At 71.5% G+C, this 17343-nt stretch carries 16 protein-coding genes; 13 read left to right on the top strand and 3 right to left on the bottom strand.

Annotated elements, in window-relative coordinates; genetic code table 11:
• Positions 1-171 precede the first annotated feature (171 nt).
• From O7634_RS02875 to O7634_RS02855, 5 genes are all read left to right on the top strand, one after another.
• Positions 172-546: a VOC family protein gene (locus O7634_RS02875; RefSeq protein WP_278148622.1), complete on the top strand. Its 375-nt coding sequence runs from the start codon at positions 172-174 to the stop codon at positions 544-546.
• Between the two features lie 525 nt (positions 547-1071).
• On the top strand, positions 1072-1836 hold the full coding sequence (locus O7634_RS02870; RefSeq protein WP_278153849.1) for a ComEA family DNA-binding protein: 765 nt from the start codon (positions 1072-1074) through the stop codon (positions 1834-1836).
• A 179-nt stretch (positions 1837-2015) separates the two neighbouring features.
• Positions 2016-4394 (top strand): ComEC/Rec2 family competence protein, encoded by a 2379-nt coding sequence (locus O7634_RS02865; protein ID WP_278148621.1) that lies wholly within the window; start codon positions 2016-2018, stop codon positions 4392-4394.
• Positions 4395-4731: 337 nt separating this feature from the next.
• Positions 4732-5712, top strand: coding sequence for a DNA polymerase III subunit delta (holA, locus tag O7634_RS02860; protein WP_278148620.1), 981 nt, complete (start codon positions 4732-4734; stop codon positions 5710-5712).
• A complete protein-coding gene (locus tag O7634_RS02855) occupies positions 5709-6131 on the top strand; it encodes a hypothetical protein (protein ID WP_278148619.1) in 423 nt (140 codons plus the stop codon). The genes holA and O7634_RS02855 overlap by 4 nt, the downstream gene beginning before the upstream one ends.
• Before the next feature lie 221 nt (positions 6132-6352).
• Here O7634_RS02855 and rpsT read toward each other — a convergent pair whose 3' ends face one another.
• Positions 6353-6619, bottom strand: coding sequence for a 30S ribosomal protein S20 (gene rpsT, locus O7634_RS02850; RefSeq protein WP_278148618.1), 267 nt, complete (start codon positions 6617-6619; stop codon positions 6353-6355).
• A gap of 584 nt (positions 6620-7203) precedes the next feature.
• Entirely contained in the window at positions 7204-8193 is a 990-nt protein-coding gene (locus O7634_RS02845) for a phosphotransferase (protein ID WP_278148617.1), read from the bottom strand.
• Between the two features lie 61 nt (positions 8194-8254).
• On the opposite strand from O7634_RS02845, the gene O7634_RS02840 reads away from it, so the two are divergent.
• The 8 genes from O7634_RS02840 (at position 8255) to O7634_RS02805 (ending at position 16261) form a co-directional block, all read left to right on the top strand.
• Complete coding sequence (locus O7634_RS02840) at positions 8255-8791, top strand: DUF4240 domain-containing protein (RefSeq protein ID WP_278148616.1); 537 nt, start codon at positions 8255-8257, stop codon at positions 8789-8791.
• Between the two features lie 116 nt (positions 8792-8907).
• Positions 8908-10785 (top strand): translation elongation factor 4, encoded by a 1878-nt coding sequence (gene lepA, locus O7634_RS02835; protein ID WP_278148615.1) that lies wholly within the window; start codon positions 8908-8910, stop codon positions 10783-10785.
• Between the two features lie 346 nt (positions 10786-11131).
• A complete protein-coding gene (locus O7634_RS02830) occupies positions 11132-11416 on the top strand; it encodes a GlsB/YeaQ/YmgE family stress response membrane protein (RefSeq protein WP_278148614.1) in 285 nt (94 codons plus the stop codon).
• A gap of 525 nt (positions 11417-11941) precedes the next feature.
• Positions 11942-12226, top strand: coding sequence for a GlsB/YeaQ/YmgE family stress response membrane protein (locus tag O7634_RS02825; protein WP_278148613.1), 285 nt, complete (start codon positions 11942-11944; stop codon positions 12224-12226).
• 248 nt (positions 12227-12474) lie between these two features.
• Entirely contained in the window at positions 12475-13764 is a 1290-nt protein-coding gene (locus tag O7634_RS02820; RefSeq protein WP_278148612.1) for a sugar ABC transporter substrate-binding protein, read from the top strand.
• Positions 13761-14747 carry a sugar ABC transporter permease gene (locus O7634_RS02815; RefSeq protein WP_278148611.1) on the top strand — a complete coding sequence of 329 codons (987 nt, stop codon included), beginning with the start codon at positions 13761-13763 and terminating at the stop codon, positions 14745-14747. Before O7634_RS02820 ends, O7634_RS02815 begins: the two co-directional genes overlap by 4 nt.
• Entirely contained in the window at positions 14744-15574 is an 831-nt protein-coding gene (locus tag O7634_RS02810; RefSeq protein WP_278148610.1) for a carbohydrate ABC transporter permease, read from the top strand. Before O7634_RS02815 ends, O7634_RS02810 begins: the two co-directional genes overlap by 4 nt.
• A gap of 45 nt (positions 15575-15619) precedes the next feature.
• Positions 15620-16261, top strand: a complete 642-nt coding sequence (locus O7634_RS02805) for an MOSC domain-containing protein (protein ID WP_278148609.1) — start codon at positions 15620-15622, stop codon at positions 16259-16261.
• Positions 16262-16327: 66 nt separating this feature from the next.
• Here O7634_RS02805 and O7634_RS02800 read toward each other — a convergent pair whose 3' ends face one another.
• Positions 16328-17230, bottom strand: a complete 903-nt coding sequence (locus tag O7634_RS02800) for a phytanoyl-CoA dioxygenase family protein (RefSeq protein ID WP_203149028.1) — start codon at positions 17228-17230, stop codon at positions 16328-16330.
• Positions 17231-17343: the final 113 nt, after the last annotated feature.

Raw genomic sequence — 17343 nt, 5'->3', positions numbered from 1 at the left:
CCCCCGGAGGTTCTGGCTACTTCAGCCACCACGCCGAGATCGACGCGATGCGCGCGTCTCTCGTGCGGGATCCGGGGCGTCGGCGCCCTCGGGGCTTCGTGGTCGGTGTGGCTGGGTGAACGCTGCGGGCCTGCGGTCGGGTCTTCCGATCGACCGAGAGCGGACGTACGCATGACTGTCACGTTCAACCACACCATCATCGCCAGCACCGACAAGAGCGCGTCGGCCGCGTTCTACCGGGAGCTGTTCGAGCTGCCGGAGGCACCCTCGTGGGGCCCGTTCGTCAACGTCCGGTTGGACGAGGGTGTGCTGCTCCAGTTCGCCGAGCCGCCGGTGGACATCCAGATGCAGCACTACGCGTTCCTGGTCGACGACGAATCGTTCGAGCGGTGCCTGGCGTTCGTCGCGGGGCGGGGCATCACGTACTGGGCCGACCCGCAGCTCAAGCGGGAGGGGGAGACCAACACCGAGCACGGTGGACGCGGCTTCTACTTCTTCGACCCGGCGGGCCACGCGATCGAGATCATCACCAGGCCGTACCTGTAGCCCCAGCGGCGTCCGCGCATAACACATGGGGGGCATGATCAGGGCGTTGTCCACAGTGGCGCCGGTTGTCCACAGGACGGGGATCGGCAACCCCCACCGTCCCGGCCGCCGCCATAGCGTCGCGCCGTGTCGCACGACGAGGAGACAGAGGTACGTCAGCGCCTACGCCGGTTGACGGAGGCGGTTGCCGTTCCGCCACCCCGCTCGCAGGCGCCGCTCGCGGGCGTACCCCCGTCGTTCCTGGTCGACGCGCTGTCGGCGGATGTGGCGTCTACGCGGGCCGTCGGACCGGCCACCGACGTGGGGTCCGCTCGGGCTGCCACGGTGTCTGGGGGTGTGGCGTCCGGTGGGGCCGCCGCGCCGTCTGCGGACGTGGCGCTCGGACCGGACGCTGCGGCACCTGCGAATGTGGCGTCTGTGCGTGCCGCTGGCATGGGTGCGGACGTGGCGTCTGTGCGTGCCGCTGGCATGGGTGCGGATGTGGCGTCTGTGCGTGCCGCTGGCATGGGTGCGGACGTGGCGTCTGTGCGCGCCGCTGTGGCGCGTGCGGACGCGGCGGTCGGTCCGGTCGATCGGCTGCCTCTGGACGGTGCGTCCGCCCGGGACGTCGCGCCGATCGCGGAGCCGGGGTTGGACGGGCTGGCGGTCTCGTCCGAGTCGCGGTTGCCGGGGCCGGGGGCGTTCGACCCCGGGCGGCGGGGTGTGCGGGCGTTGGCGGTGGTCGCCGTGGTGGTGGTGTTGGGCGCAGCCGGGTGGGCCTGGCAGGCCCGACCGAAGTCGGAGCCGGTCACACCCGTGGTGGGCAGCGACGCGGTGTCGGCTGCCCCGGCGAGCGACCCCAGCGCTTCCGGGTCGGGCGACCTGGTGGTGGCGGTCGCCGGCAAGGTCCGTCGGCCGGGGCTGGTGCGGTTGCCCGCCGGGGCGCGTCTCGCCGACGCGTTGCAGGCTGCCGGCGGCGCGTTGCCCGGCGTCGACGTGGCGTTGCTCAATCCCGCCCGGAAGGTCACCGACGGTGAGCTGATAGCGGTCGGGGTGACGCCACCGCCCGCACCGGGCGGCGCGGCCGGACCCGCCGTGGGTGGCGCGGCACCCGCCACCGGTCCGCTGAACCTCAACACCGCGACCCTGGCACAGCTCGACGCGCTGCCCGGAGTCGGTCCGGTGCTCGCCCAGCGCATCCTCACCCATCGCGAGCAACAGGGTGGGTTCCGGTCCGTCGGCGACCTGCGCCAGGTCGACGGCATCGGCGACGCCCGCTACGAGCAGCTCAAGGACCTGGTGACGGTGTGAGTGGGTCAGCCGCCGTTCCACCGCCGCCCGGCGGGCTTCCGCCGGGGTCGCTGGGTCGGCGATCGTCGCCCGTGTCGCCGCTCGGCAGGGTCGCGCCGGGGTCGCCGGGTCGGCGATCGTCGCCCGTGTCGCCGCTCGGCGGGGTCGCGCCGGGGTCGCCGGGTCGGCAGCCGCCGCCCGTGTCGCCGGGCGACCCGGTCCGGCCGGAGCCGCCGGACCTGCGGCTGGCCGGGCTCGCCGTGGCGGCGTGGCTCACCGCGCTCGCCGGGCTGCACCTCGGCAGCCGTGCCACGGTGACGGTGGCCTGCGCGGCGGCGGGGCTGGCCGCCGTCGGCACTCTCCATCTGCTCGGCCGTCTCGGCCGTCCCCGAGCCGTGGCGCGGCGCTACGGCTGGGTCGCCGTGGCGGTCGGCCTGGGCGTGGTCTGCGCGGGGGCGGCCACCGCTGCCCGGCTCGCCGTCCGCGACGCCCCGGCGATCCGCGCTCTCGCCGAGCAACGTGCGGGAGTCACCGCCGACCTGGTCGTCCGGGACGACCCACGCCCGGTCCGGAGCGCGGGGCGACCCGGCATGCTGCTGGTGTCGACCCGGTTGGTCCGGCTCACCGGACCGGACGACCAGCGGGTCCACGCGTCGGTGCGGCTGCTCGTCCTGGCGACCGACCCGGCCTGGCGGGGCCTGCTGCCCGGGCAGCGCCTCACCGCGGCGGGCCGGCTCGGCGTACCACGTGGTGGCGACCTCACCGCGGCTGTGCTCAGCACCGACCGCCCACCCGATCGGCGCGGCGCGCCGTCCTGGGCGCAGCGGGCAGCGGGGACGCTGCGGGCCGGCCTGCAACGCGCCTGCGCGCCGCTGCCCGACGACCCCGGCGGCCTGCTGCCCGGTCTGGTGGTGGGCGACACCAGTCGGCTGCCACCCGCCGTCGAGGAGGATTTTCGGGCGACCGGGATGACCCACCTCAACGCGGTCTCCGGCTCCAACGTCGCGATCGTGGTGGGTGCGGTGTTGCTGCTGGCCCGGTGGGCGAGGGCCGGCCCGTGGCTCGCCGCCGGGCTCTGTGCCGTGGCGCTGGTGGGGTTCGTCATCCTGGTACGCCCGTCGCCGAGCGTCGTACGCGCCGCCACGATGGGAGCGATCGGGCTCGCCGCCCTCGCCGCCGGCCGTCCTCGGGTGGCGCTGCCGGCGTTGGCCGCCGCCGTCACCGTGCTGGTGCTCGTCGACCCCGAGCTGGCCGGGGACCCCGGGTTCGCGCTCTCCGTGCTGGCCACCGGTGGTCTGCTGCTGCTCGCGCCGCGCTGGCGGGACGGTCTGCGGCACCGGGGCGTACCGGTGGGGCTGGCCGAGGCGCTGGCGGTGCCGGCGGCCGCCCAACTCGCCTGCGGCCCGGTCGTCGCCGGGATCTCCGGAACGGTGAGTCTGGTGGCGGTGCCGGCCAACCTGCTGGCGGTGCCGGCCATCGCGCCCGCGACGGTGCTGGGGGTGCTGGCCGCCGTGCTGTCGTCGATCTGGCCTGCCGGTGCCGAGTTCGTCGCCTGGCTGGCGAGCTGGCCAGCCTGGTGGTTGGTGCTCATCGCGCGGCAGGGCGCCCGACTGCCGGGCGGCACCCTGCCGTGGCCGGGCGGCGTGGTCGGCGCCCTGCTGCTGACCGGGCTGACCGTTGCGCTGCTCATCGCGGTGCGCCGGCCGCTCGTACGCCGACTGGTGGCGGTGGTGGGGGTCGCCGCCGTGCTGGGTGCCCTGCCGGTGCGGCTGGTGGCCGCCGGCTGGCCACCCCACGGCTGGGTGGTGGTGGCCTGTGCCGTCGGCCAGGGGGACGCGGTGGTGCTGCCGGTCGCCGCCGGGCGCGCGGTGGTGGTGGACGCCGGTCCGGAGCCGGCAGCGGTGGACGGTTGCCTGCGTCGACTCGGCGTACGCGAGGTGCCCCTGCTGGTGATCAGTCACTTCCACGCCGACCACGTGGGTGGGGTGGCCGGAGTGTTCCGGGGGCGGCGGGTGGGTGCCGTGCTGACGCCGTCGTCGGCGGAGCCGGAGAGCGGCCGGGACCTGGTTCGGGCGGCGGCCACCGGCGGGCGTGCCGCGCTGCTGACCACAGTGGCCGGCGCGCGTCATCCGGTGGGTGGGGTCGACCTGGTGGTGCTCGGTCCGCCGTACCCGCTGGCCGGCACCCGATCCGACCCGAACAACAACTCGCTGGTGCTGCGAGCCACAGTGGCCGGGGTGCGGATCCTGCTGGCCGGCGACGCGGAGAGCGAGGAGCAGCACGCGATGCTGACGCGGGTGGCGCCGACGGACCTCCGGGCTGACGTGTTGAAGGTCGCGCACCACGGTTCGGCGTACCAGGACCTGGGCTTCCTGGACGCGGTGCGACCGGCGGTCGCGCTGGTGCCGGTCGGTGCCGGCAACACCTACGGGCACCCGAACCCGGGGTTGCTCGCCCGCCTGAGCAGGGGCGGCGCCCGGGTGTTGCGCACCGACACCGACGGCGACGTGGCGGCGGTCCGGACGGGGGCCGGCCTGGCCGTGGCGCGGAGGGGGGTGCCACCGGGCCGCCAGTCCTGACCAGGGTGGCCCAGGGCGGCGGCGTGAGGATTGGGTGGCCGGCGTGAGGACTGGGTGGCCGCCCAGTGTGGCGGCGTCACGATTGGATGGTGGCCCCGGGCGGCGTCAGGACCGGGGTGGCCGCCCTGGGCGGCGGCATCAGGACCGGGGACGGGGGTGGCGGGAACATGATCCGATACCGCGTTTTCCCTGATCCCGGGCGAGTCGACGTCTCCTACGCGGGTGAATTGCGCAATCCATCGGATATTGAGATAGATGTCTGGATTTGCGCTGAGTGCGGGCTGCGCCGACCGGGCCGCGGATGAGCAGGCACGATCCCGTGGCGGGGCGTGCGAATATGGGCGGCGTGACCCCGGCCAGCCTCGCCCCCATTCTGCTCGTCCTCGGTGACGAGGAGCTGCTCGCCACGCGCGCGGTCACCGAAGCTGTCGAAAAGGCCCGCGCCGCCGACCCTGAGGTGGACGTCCGCGAGTACCAGGCCGGCTCGCTCACCGTCGGCGAGATCGCCGAGATGTTGAGCCCTTCGCTGTTCGGCGGGCGGCGGCTGCTGATCCTGCGCGCGGGCCAGGACGCCCGCAAGGACCTGGCGACCGCGCTGCTTGCGTACGCGAAGAACCCCGATCCGGACGTCCAACTGTTGGTGCTGCACCTGGGCGCGGCCAAGGGAAAGGCGTTCGCGGACGGACTGCGGGCGGCCGGCGCGACGGTGGTCCCGGCCGCAAAGCTGAAGGGGCACCGTGACCGGGTGGCCTTCGTCCGCGACGAGATCCGCCGCGCCGGTGGAAAGTGCACCGATGACGCCGCCGAGGCGCTCATCGCGGCGGTCGGCAACGACCTCCGCGAGTTGGCCGCCGCCTGCTCCCAACTGATCGCCGACACCGACGGGCGGATCAGCGCCGACACCGTTTCCCGCTACTACCGTGGGCGGGTCGAGGTGACCGGCTTCACGGTGGCCGACGCCACGATGGTCGGCGATGTGCCGGCCGCGCTGGAGGCGCTGCGCTGGGCCCTGCACGTCGGGGTCGACCCGGTGCCCATCGCCGACGCCCTGGCCGACGGGGTACGCACTGTGGCCCGGGTCGCGTCGGCCGGGCGCGGCAACCCGTACCAACTCGCCAGCAGCCTCGGCATGCCTCCGTGGAAGGTCGAGCGGGCGCAGCGGCAGGGGCGTGGGTGGACGCCGGAGGGACTGGTCCGGGCCATGCAGGTCGCCGCCGAGTGCAACGCGGCCGTCAAGGGTGGCTCCGACGACCGGGCGTACGCCCTGGAGCGGGCGGTCTTCTCGGTCGCGGCGGCCCGGCAGGGCAGCGTCAGGTGACGGGAACGAGCCGTCCGGGCTGGGCCACCATCCCGGTGGACGAGGAGCGGTACCGGCCGCTCTACGCCCGGCTCCTCCGCCTGCGGTTCGTCAACCCCGGCGGCGTGCTGTGCTTCCTGTTCTTCGAGGGTGCGATCGCCCTGGCGGTGCTGCTCGCTCTCGCCGAGTTGGTCACCTGGTGGGCGGTGCTGGTGCTGCCCGTCGTGGTCGCGGCCATGGTCAAGCTCAACGACATGGTGGCGGCGGTGGTGGTCCGCTCCGCGGCGCTCGTGCCCGAACAGGAGCGGGACCGGTTCCGCCGGCAGATGGAACCGGTCGTGGGCCGAGCCCGGGTGGAATGGATCTCGCACACCGTCACCGGCGTCGTGATCACCGCCGACCCGGTGCCGCCTCCCCGACGGGCCAATCCGTCAGACTGACGCCGACCCGCCTCGCGGCCACACTGGCGTCGCCGGACACGGACGGCCGGGCCATCTGCGCGGTCGGTCGGCCTATCCGTGGAGTCGGTCTGGTCGACGCCGGCCGGTCATCCGATGGCACACGGCTCACTCGACCGACACGCGCCGCTACCCGATCTCCGGACACACGGAAGCCCCGGACCGGAGCCCGGGGCTTGCCGAATCAGTCTGACGTGCGGTCGTCAGGCGGAGAGAGCCACCACGCGCTTGGCGATCGCGGACTTGCGGTTCGCAGCCTGGTTGGAGTGGATCACGCCCTTGCTGACGGCCTTGTCCAGCTTGCGCGAAGCCTCCAGCATCAGCGCGGTGGCCTTCTCGACGTCACCGGCCTCGGCAGCCTCGTGGAACTTCCGGACGGCGGTCTTCAGCGACGACTTGACCGACTTGTTGCGCAGCCGGGCCTTCTCGTTCTGCCGGTTGCGCTTGATCTGGGACTTGATGTTCGCCACGCGACAGCCTCGTCTTGATAGCTCGGGTTGGTCAGCTTAAGCGCGGGATGACGAACATGCGTCATCGCTGCGCGAAGAGCCAGGTTACCAGGTCGCCCGGGACGAGCCAAAACGGCTCGACCGAAACGCGTCCCCACGGGCTCGCGGCCCTCACCGGACCGTCCGCCGCTTGATCGACTCGGCTTGCTGAAAGTCGGGGTATTCGCGTGGCGTGGATGGCCCGGGTTTCAGGAATCCGAGTGGATCACGGGGGTTGGGTGGGGTGTGGATCGGGAGGCTGTCGTCCGGGGTTGCGGGTTGGCGCGAGGTGGCGGTCACTTGATCGACTCGGCTTGCTGTCACTTGATCGACTCGGCTTGCTGAAAGTCGGGGTATTCGCGCGCGGTCGACAGCCCGACTTCAAGGAACCCGAGTCGATCACAGCCTGGTCCCGGTCCCGGCCCCCGGTCCCGGCCCGGCCCCCGGTCCCGGCCCCGGCCCGGCCCTGCCTCCGGCCCGGCCCGGCCCTGCCTCCGGCCCGGCCCGGCCCTGCCTCCGGCCCGGCCCGGCCCTGCCTCCGGCCCGGCCCGGCCTGGCTTGGGTGGTCAGCGCCAGCCTTGGCGGCGGGCCAGCCAGTCCAGGGACACCTCTCCGCTCCACCGCTGGTGGGTGGGGAGGTGCGGGGAGGCCGTCGGGGGTGTGGCCGCCGCGCCGGTGAGGTAGTAGCCGGCCAGCGCGGCCAGGGTCGCGTCCAGCGCGTCCGGGGGAGCGGCGGCGGTCGCCGGGTGGGTGGCGAAGAGGCGGTCCGCGTCGAGGCCGCTGGCGTACGCGGTGAGCAGCAGGTTGACCAGGTCGAACCAGGCCGGCCCGGCGCAGACCCAGGTCCAGTCGCAGAACCAGGCCCGACCGTCGGCGTCGATCAGCACGTTGTCGACCCGCAGGTCACCGTGGATCAGGCCGGGCGCGCTGGCGGCGTACCCGGGGAGGAGGGACTCCAGCGCGACGAGTTCGGGCAGCCGGTCCCGGGCCCACGGGGGCAGCGGCGGGACCGGCTCGCGGCCGGCGGCGACCTCCTCCCACCAGAGGATGTCCGAGCGGGCCAGGTCGGCGAGGTGCGGCAGGCCGAGTGCGGTCAGGTCGGCCGGTGGGTCGGCGAGGGCGGCGGCGACCCGCGCGTACCCGGCGAGGGTGGCCTCCAGCTCGGCGGGCGCCCAGGGCAGGCGCGGTGTGTGCCCGTCGACGGCGTCGGTGCAGAGCACGAACCAGCCCGCGTCGGCGAGGGTCCACCGCACGCGGGGCGCCGGCAGGTCCGCCGGCAGCCGGTCCAGGATCGCGGCCTCCCGGGCGTACCAGTCGACGAGGTGCGGTTGCTCGGCGGCGGGTGCCGCCTTGACGAAGGCCCGACCGCCGTCGGCGGTGTGCAGCACCGCCGCGAAACCCCGGGTGAAGCCGGCGCCCGCGACCCGGGCGGTGACCACCGGCGCGCCGAGCCGTTCGGCGACCGCGGCCCGCAGCGCCGCCGGCAGCGCCGACCAGGGCGGTCGTCGGGCGCTCGCGTGGTAGGGCACCGGCGGCAGCGGGGGAGCGGAGGACATCCCACCATGCTGCCCCGGGGTACGTGCGGGACGCACGGCGACACTGCCAGACTGCCAAGCCATGAGGACCGAGGACTTCTGGCAGTTGATCGACCAGGCGCGGGCCGGTGGCGGGGGTGAACCCGGCCCGGTCGCCGCGCGGGCCGTCGCGCTGCTCGCCGAGCGTGACCCGGAGGACATCATCGGGTACGCCCGGCACCAGGCGCGGGTGCTCGCGGCCTCGCACAAGGCGGACCTGTGGGGCGCGGCGTACCTGATCAACGGTGGCGCTTCGGCGGACGGCTTCGAGCACTTCCGGGGCTGGCTGATGACCCAGGGGCGGGCGGTCTTCGCCCGTGCGGTCGCCGAACCGGACTCGCTGGCCGAACTGCCCCAGGTGCGGGCCGCCTCGCTCAGCGGGGAGGAGTTCGCCGCCGAGCCGATGCTGTCGGTGCCGTGGGACGCGTACCGCAGGGCCACCGCGAGCGAACTGCCCGCGGACCGGGACCCGGTGCGGACGCCGGACCTCAACGACTTCTGGGACTTCGACGACGAGGACGAGGCGCGTCGGCGGTTGCCCCGGCTGGCCGCGCTCTTCGTCGAGCCGCCGCCGGAGTGAGGCGCCCGCGGACCGATGCGTCGCCCGTGCGGTGGGCACACCCCGGCGGCGTGGGAACATAGAGGGGGTCGGCGGCGCGCCGGCCTGTTCACGTCAGCCGACCAGAACGGACCGCTGTGCCACCGAAGCTCGATCCCGGCGCGAACGCTCCTGGTGCCACCGACCCCGGTCGCATCCGGAACTTCGGCATCATCGCTCACATCGACCACGGGAAGTCGACCCTGGCCGACCGGATGTTGCAGCTCACCGGTGTGGTCGACCCCCGGCAGATGCGCGCGCAGTACCTGGACCGGATGGACATCGAGCGCGAGCGCGGCATCACCATCAAGAGCCAGGCCGTCCGCATGCCGTGGACCATCCGCGAGGGTGACCGGGCCGGTGAGCAGGCAGTGCTCAACATGATCGACACCCCGGGGCACGTCGACTTCACCTACGAGGTGTCCCGGTCGCTGGCCGCCTGCGAGGGCGCCGTGCTGCTGGTGGACGCCGCGCAGGGCATCGAGGCGCAGACCCTGGCCAACCTCTATCTGGCGCTCGAGAACGACCTGCGCATCATCCCGGTGCTCAACAAGATCGACCTGCCGGCCGCCCAGCCGGAGAAGTACGCCGAGGAGCTGGCCCACCTGATCGGCGGTGACCCCGAGGACTGCATCCGGGTCTCCGGCAAGACCGGTGAGGGCGTCCCGCACCTGCTCGACGAGATCGTCAGGCAGTTCGTTCCGCCGGTCGGCGACGCCGAGGCGTCCGCCCGGGCGATGATCTTCGATTCGGTGTACGACGTGTACCGCGGCGTCGTCACCTACGTCCGGGTCGTCGACGGGCGGATCAGCGCCCGCGAGCGGATCAAGATGATGTCCACCGGCGCGGTGCACGAGCTGCTGGAGATCGGCGTCATCTCCCCCGAGATGGTCAAGGCCGACGGGCTCGGCGTCGGCGAGGTCGGTTACCTGATCACCGGTGTGAAGGACGTGCGCCAGTCCCGGGTCGGTGACACCGTCACCATCAACAGCCGACCGGCCGCCGAGCCGCTCGGTGGTTACAAGGACCCGAAGCCGATGGTCTACTCCGGGCTCTACCCGATCGACGGGTCCGACTACCCGAACCTGCGCGAGGCGTTGGACAAGCTCAAGCTCAACGACGCCGCGCTGGACTACGAGCCGGAGACCTCCGGCGCGCTCGGCTTCGGTTTCCGCTGCGGCTTCCTCGGCCTGCTCCACCTGGAGATCATCCGAGAGCGGCTGGAGCGCGAGTACAACCTCGACCTGATCTCCACCGCCCCGAACGTCGTCTACCGGGCCATCACCGACGACGGCGCGGAGATCGTGGTGACCAACCCCAGCGAGTACCCCACCGGCAAGATCGCCGAGGTGTACGAGCCGGTGGTCCGGGCCACCGTGCTGACGCCGAACGACTACGTGGGCGCGGTGATGGAGCTGTGCCAGGGCCGGCGCGGCACCCTGCTGGGCATGGACTACCTCTCCGCCGACCGGGTGGAGCTGCGCTACACGCTGCCCCTCGCGGAGATCATCTACGACTTCTTCGACCAGCTCAAGAGCCGCACCAAGGGGTACGCCTCGCTGGACTACGAGCCCTCCGGCGAGCAGGCGTCCGACCTGGTGAAGGTGGACATCCTGCTGCACGGCGAGCCGGTGGACGCGTTCAGCGCCATCGTGCACAAGGACAAGGCGTACAACTACGGCGTCACCATCGCCGCCAAGCTCCGTACGCTGATCCCGCGCCAGCAGTTCGAGGTGCCGATCCAGGCGGCCATCGGCAGCCGGGTCATCGCCCGGGAAACCATCCGGGCGATCCGCAAGGACGTGCTCGCCAAGTGCTACGGCGGTGACATCAGCCGGAAGCGCAAGCTGCTGGAGAAGCAGAAGGAGGGCAAGAAGCGGATGAAGATGGTCGGCCGCGTCGAGGTGCCACAGGAGGCATTCATCGCGGCGCTCTCGTCCGAATCCGGCGACACGAAGGCCGCCGGTAAGAAGTAGCGCCACCGCGTCCGGGCGTCTCGTGCGTCCGGGCGCTTCGCGCGCCGGGGCGTCTCGTGCCGCCGCTCTCCGCGCCCGGACGTCTCGGGCGTCTCGTGCGTCCGGGCGTCTCGTGCCGCCGGTCGTGGAAAATTTTTCTGGTGTCGTCGCCGGGTCGTCGGGTCGGCGAGATGGGCTCCCACCTGTGTGGAGGCACCCCCGGGATCAACCGACGCACCCCTCAAGCATCGATGTTCGCCGTTTCCGTTCGTCGTGAGTCGGTTTGGGATTTCTGCCGGTCGGGCACTTAGCGGTCACGACAGGAAGCACACACCGTGTGTCGAACATTCTTTGGAGGAGGGCGACCGTGGAGTTCACCGTGTGGGGCATCATCACCGCCATCGTTGTTGGTCTCATCGTCGGGGCGCTCGGCCGTCTGGTCGTCCCGGGCCGGCAGAACATGCCGATCTGGCTGCACCTGCTGATCGGTGTCGGCGCGGCCCTGCTGGGCACCGTGCTGGCGCGGGCGATGGGCATCGCGACGGAGACGGCTGGCGTGGACTGGGGCGAGCTGCTGGTGCAGGTCGTGGTGGCCGCGATCGCTGTCGCTCTGGTGGCCGGTGTGGGTGGCCGCCGCCGCGTCACCCGATAACCACCACGACACCTCCGATGGGCGCCCGGCCGACAGGCCGGGCGCCCATCGGTGTTTTCCGCGACTGCTCCCTCCGTCGGCCCTCCGCCGTGCCGTGCCGGGCTTCGCCGTGCCGGCCGTGCCGCGCAGCCGGCCGTGCCGCGCAGCCTTGCGCGGTGTCGCGCTTCGCCGCGCCGCGCCATGACATGGCGAGATCTTGGACAGTTCCCGTTCGCGCAGAACGGAAACTGTCCAAGATCTCTGGTCGGCGCGGGGTGTGGACGACGCCTCCCGCCTCCGCCGGTTGCGGCGGTCTCTCCACGACCTCGTCCCGGTCGTGGCGCGGACCTCGTCCCGGTCGTGGCGCGGACCTCGTCTCGGTCGTCTCGCCGTCGTCGGGCGGCCCACCGTGGAACGTGTTCCTGTCGATCCGAACGTGACCGTCTGGTCGTTCTGGTCGGTTTGGAATTTCTGCGGGCCGGGAACCAAGAGGTCACGACAGGAAGCACACACCGTGTGTCGAACATTCTTTGGAGGAGGGCGACCGTGGAGCTCACCGTGTGGGGCATCATCACCGCCATCGTTGTTGGTCTCATCGTCGGGGCGCTCGGCCGTCTGGTCGTCCCGGGCCGGCAGAACATGCCGATCTGGCTGCACCTGCTGATCGGTGTCGGCGCGGCCCTGCTGGGCACCGTGCTGGCGCGGGCGATGGGCATCGCGACGGAGACGGCTGGCGTGGACTGGGGCGAGCTGCTGGTGCAGGTCGTGGTGGCCGCCATCGCTGTCGCTCTGGTGGCCGGTGTGGGTGGCCGCCGCCGCGTCACCCGATAACGACCTGGCAACACCTGGTCAGACCGTATAGCGGCTGTACAGCACAACGAAAGAGCGCCCGGCCGACGGCCGGGCGCTCTTTCGTGGCCAAGTGCCCGAGTTCGCCCCGATCGCCGTCCGCCGTAGCCCGGGCCGCTGCGGTACGGTCGCCACGCCTCGGCCGGACCCGCCCACTGTCGTAAAGGAATCCTACGTACTAGGGTGCGGCGGAGAAGGTTAGTTCCAGGCGGCGTGAGGGGAGAACTGGCGTGAACAGGTGGAAGCGGCTGGCCCCGGTCACCGCCATGGTGGCCTCGGCCGCGATGGTGCTGACCGGTTGTGGGAGCGGCTCCGGCGACGACGCGGCCGACGACAGCAAGCTGACGGTCTGGATGATGGGCGAGGGCGGGGACGCGCAGAACGCCTTCCTCGACACCGTCGAGACGGAGTTCCGCCAGAAGCACCCCGACACCGACGTGGTGGTGCAGTACGTTCCCTGGCTCGAGGCGCCCAAGAAGTTCCAGGCCGCGCTCGCCGGCGGCGAGGGACCGGACATCACCGAGCTGGGCAACACCGAGACCCAGGGCTGGGCGGCCCAGGAGGCGCTCGCCGACGTGAGCAGCCGGATGGGCGGCTGGGCCGACGGCAAGGACCTGCTGCCGGACCTCGTGAAGAACGCGCAGCTCGACGGCAAGCAGTACGGCGTGCCCTGGTACGCGGGCGTGCGGGCGATCTACTACCGCACCGACTGGTTCGCCGAGGCCGGCGTGCAGCCGCCGAAGACCTGGGACGACCTGGTCACCGTGGCTAAGGCCGTGCAGGCGAAGAAGAAGGGCACCTACGGCATCGCGCTGCCGGGCAACTCGGAGCTGCCGTTCTACTCCTTCCTCTGGGGCGCGGGCGGCGAGATCGCCACCAACCAGGGCGGCGCCTGGAAGTCCGGCTACACCACCCCCGAGGCGCAGCGGGCCGTCAAGTACTGGACCGACCTGGTCACCGTGCACAAGGTCGCCCCGCCGGCCGCCGCCGGCTGGAACGAGATCGACGCGCGGACGCAGTTCGCCACCGGCAAGGCCGCGATGGCGTTCGCCGGTAGCTGGCAGCAGGGCGCCATCAAGAAGGACAACCCCGAGATCGAGAAGGTCTGGGGTACGTTCCCGATCCCCGGCCCGGACGGCAAGCCCGCGCCCGGTTTCGCGGGCGGTTCGGACGTGGCGATCTGGAAGGACAGTGAGCGGCAGGACCTGGCCTGGGACTACCTGACCGTGCTGCTGAACAAGAAGAACGCGCAGAGCTTCGCGAGCAGCCTCGGGTTCTTCCCCGTCTACCAGGACCTCGTCGCCGGCGACACGTACGCCAACGACAAGGTGATGGCGGCGTTCGCCACCACCATGCAGAACACCAAGCTCACGCCGCTCACCCCGAAGTGGGTGGAGGTCAGCCGGACGAAGACGGTGACCCAGGCGATGAACAGCTCGGTCATGAAGGGTCAGAAGACGGTCGAGAAGGCTACCGCCGACGCGGCCGGTGAGATGGAAAGCATCCTCAACGCCAAGTGACCACGCTGACCGAGGTGCCGGAGACGTCCGCCGCGCGGGAGACCCCCGCGCGGCGGCGTCGCCGGGTCGACCGCCTGCCCTACCTGCTGCTGCTGCCCGCGCTCTTCATCATCGGGGTGCTGCTGCTCTGGCCGCTCGGCCAGGTGGTGGTGATGTCCTTCTACCGGCTGAACAGCGTTCGGCAGCTGCGCGGGGACCGGGAGTGGCCGTGGGTGGGGCTCGGCAACTACGCCGACATCCTCTCCGACCCTTTCTTCCTCACCGTGCTGCGCAACACGGTGCTGTTCGCGGCGGCCAACGTGCTGCTCACGATGGTGCTGGGCACCCTGGTCGGGCTGCTGCTCAACCGACTGGGTCGCAAGATGGCGACCTTCGTGGCGAGTTGCGTGATGCTCGCCTGGGCCACCCCGGCGCTGACCGGCACGATCGTCTGGAAATGGATCTTCGACGACACGAGCGGCCTGGTCACCTGGCTGTTCAACGCGTTGCCGGACGGCCTCTCGAACGGCCTGTTCGGTCGCAGCGACTGGACCGGCTACGGCTGGTTCAACTCGCCGCTGCTGTTCTTCGCCATCCTGACGCTGGTAGTCGTGTGGCACTCGTTCCCGTTCATCGCGGTGAGCGTGCTGGCCGGCCTCAAGAGCGTGCCGAGCGAGCTGCACGAAGCGGCCCGGGTGGACGGCGCCAGCCCGTGGCGGGTCTTCTGGACGATCACCTTCCCGCTGCTGCGCCCGGTCTTCGGGATCCTGATCGTGCTCTCCACCATCTGGGACTTCAAGGTTTTCACGCAGCAGTTCGTGCTGGCCGGAGGCACCCAGGACCGGCCGACGTTCATGCTCGCCATCTACTCGTACGCCGAGGCGTTCTCGCCGCCGCCGAAGTACGGGCTCGGCGCGGCCATCGCGGTGATCCTCACGCTGATCCTGCTCGTGGTCACCGGCTTCTACGTACGGATGGTGCTCAGGCAGGAGGACGAGTCGTGAAGAAGGTCGCCCTCAACGCCGCCGGGCTGCTCGTCGCGCTCTTCGCGGCGTTCCCGGTCTACTGGATGATCTCCACCTCGCTGAAGCCGAGCAACGAGATCTTCTCGGCCACCCCGCAGCCGGTGCCGACCCACCCGACGCTGGCGCACTACCGGGAGATATTGACCGGCAACCTGATCCCCGGCGTCACTTTCCTCGACTTCTTCCTCAACAGCGCGCTGGTCGCGGTCTCCACTGTGGTGCTCAGCGGCCTGGTCGCGCTGCTGGCCGCCACCGCGGTGGCCCGGTTCCGCTTCAAGCTGCGTACCAGCTTCCTGATCATGCTGCTGATCGTGCAGATGATCCCGCTGGAGGCGCTGGTCATCCCGCTGTTCCTGATGATCCAGCGGCTCGGGCTCTACAACACCCTGCCCAGCCTGATCCTCACGTACCTGGGCTTCTCCCTGCCGTTCGCGGTCTGGATGCTGCGCGGCTTCGTGGCGGCCGTACCCAAGGAGTTGGAGGAGGCGGCGGCGATCGACGGGGCCAGCCGGGCCCAGACCTTCCGCCGGGTGCTGTTCCCGCTGGTCGCGCCCGGCCTGGTGGCGACCAGCATCTTCTCCTTCATCACCGCGTGGAACGAGCTGATCTTCGCGTTGACGTTCATCAACGACCAGGGCAGCTACACGCTGCCGGTGGCGATGACCTTCTTCTTCGGCCGCGACGACACCAACTGGGGTCCGGTGATGGCCGCGTCCACCCTGTTCACGCTGCCGGTCATCATCTTCTTCCTGCTGGTGCAGCGGCGGATGGTCTCCGGTCTGGTGGCCGGCGCGGTCAAGGGTTGACCAGGCCGGAAGGCGGCCAGCCTGCCCGCCACTAGGCTGACGGCCATGACGGGCAGGGTGGCAGCGGTGAACCTCGGCGTCGTGACCGAGGCGGAGTGGGCCGGCGACGCGAGCGGGCGCAGCGGCATCGACAAGCGGCCGGTCGACGGTCCGGTGCCGGTACGCGTCGACGGGGTGGTCGGTGACTTCATCGGCGAGCGCACCCACCACGGTGGCCCGGAGCAGGCGGTCTACGCCTACGCCGAGGAGGACGCCGCCTGGTGGGCGGCCGAGCTGGGCCGCCCGATCCGACCCGGCGGTTTCGGGGAGAACCTGACCACCTACGCGGTCGACGTGACGGGCGCCGTGATCGGCGAGCGGTGGCAGATCGGTGCCGTCCTGCTCCAGGTCACCAAGCCACGGACACCCTGTACCACCTTCGCCGGCTACTGGGGTGTGCCGGACCTGATCCGGCGCTTCACCGTCCGTGCCACTCCGGGGGCGTACCTGCGGGTGCTGCGCGAGGGGGAGATCGGTCCGGGTGACCCGGTCGAGGTGGTGGAACGTCCGGCGCACGGCGTGACCATTGGCGAGGTGTTCCGCGCCACCAGCCTGGAGCCGGAGCTGCTGCCCCGGCTGCTCGACGCGGAGGACCTGCCGGTGGCGATCCGGGAGAAGGCCCGCCGCCGCCTCGCCAGCCGCGGCTGACGAACGCCCTGCCGACGTGCGGGAGCCCTTGCCATCTGGGGACGGCAGGGGCTCCCGATCGGTGCGTCAGCGCAGCCAGGGGATGCTGCGGTCGAGCAGACCGCGCTCCTTCAGCTCCTTGCGCAGCGGGATCTCGTCGTCGACGTACCCGTCCCAGTTGATGCCCCAGTAGTTGGCGGTGTGCGTGCCCTCACCGATCAGCTGGCGCTGCACCGGGGTGCGGTTGCGGTACCACTCGCCGTTCACGTCGGGGTGCAGCTCGTCCAGCGGACGGATCCACCGGTAGGTGTAGCCGACGAAGAGCATCTTGCGGGTGATGGTCGACAGGTTCGTCGACCGCGAGTGCCACTGCCGACGGTCGAAGATGAAGGCGTCACCCGGGTTGGCGGTGATCTCGACAGTGCCCTCCGGGTCCGGGTTGTGCACGCTGAGGTCCTTGGGCCGGTCCAGCGAGTTCCACAGGTGGCTGCCCGGGATGACCTTGGTGGCGCCGCGACCGGTCTCGGACAGGTCCGACAGGACGTACGCGACCTTCAGGGAGAACATCGGCCGGGGCAGGTTCGGGTCCATCGTCTCCGGGTCGGAGTTCTGCCGGTACCCGTCCTGGTGCCAGCCCCAGTAGGGCTTCTCCGGCTCGGCGGCCGGCGGGGTGACGTCCAGGTGGTTGTGGTGGGTGTAGATGTTCCAGCCGGCCAGCCCCCACATGTACGGGAAGGCGATCGGGTGGGTGAGCAGCTCGCCGAAGAGCTCGTCGCGCTCCAGGAAGCCCAGCAGGTGCAGGGTGCCGTCCTTCTTGGTGGTGCCCTTGGCCTGCTCCTCCGCGTAGACGCGGTCGACAGCCGCCTCCAGCGCCGCCCGGTGGTCCTCCGTCAGGACGTTACGCAGCAGGAGGAAGCCCTGCTCGTGGAACTCCTTGCGGTCAGTGTCGCTGATCGGTTCGTAACCGGTCCGGTCGCCGTAATCGAACACCGCGTCGTACCCCTCCCCATGAGGTGAAACCTTTTCTGGCACAGGCCGCCGATCGTAACGCGACGGCATCGGCGGCGGGGAGGACCCGGCTCGGGATTGGACGGCGATCCGAC

The sequence above is a fragment of the Micromonospora sp. WMMD1120 genome, from assembly GCF_029626235.1.
Classification (GTDB): Bacteria; Actinomycetota; Actinomycetes; order Mycobacteriales; family Micromonosporaceae; genus Micromonospora.
This window is presented reverse-complemented; position numbering and strand designations above follow the sequence as displayed.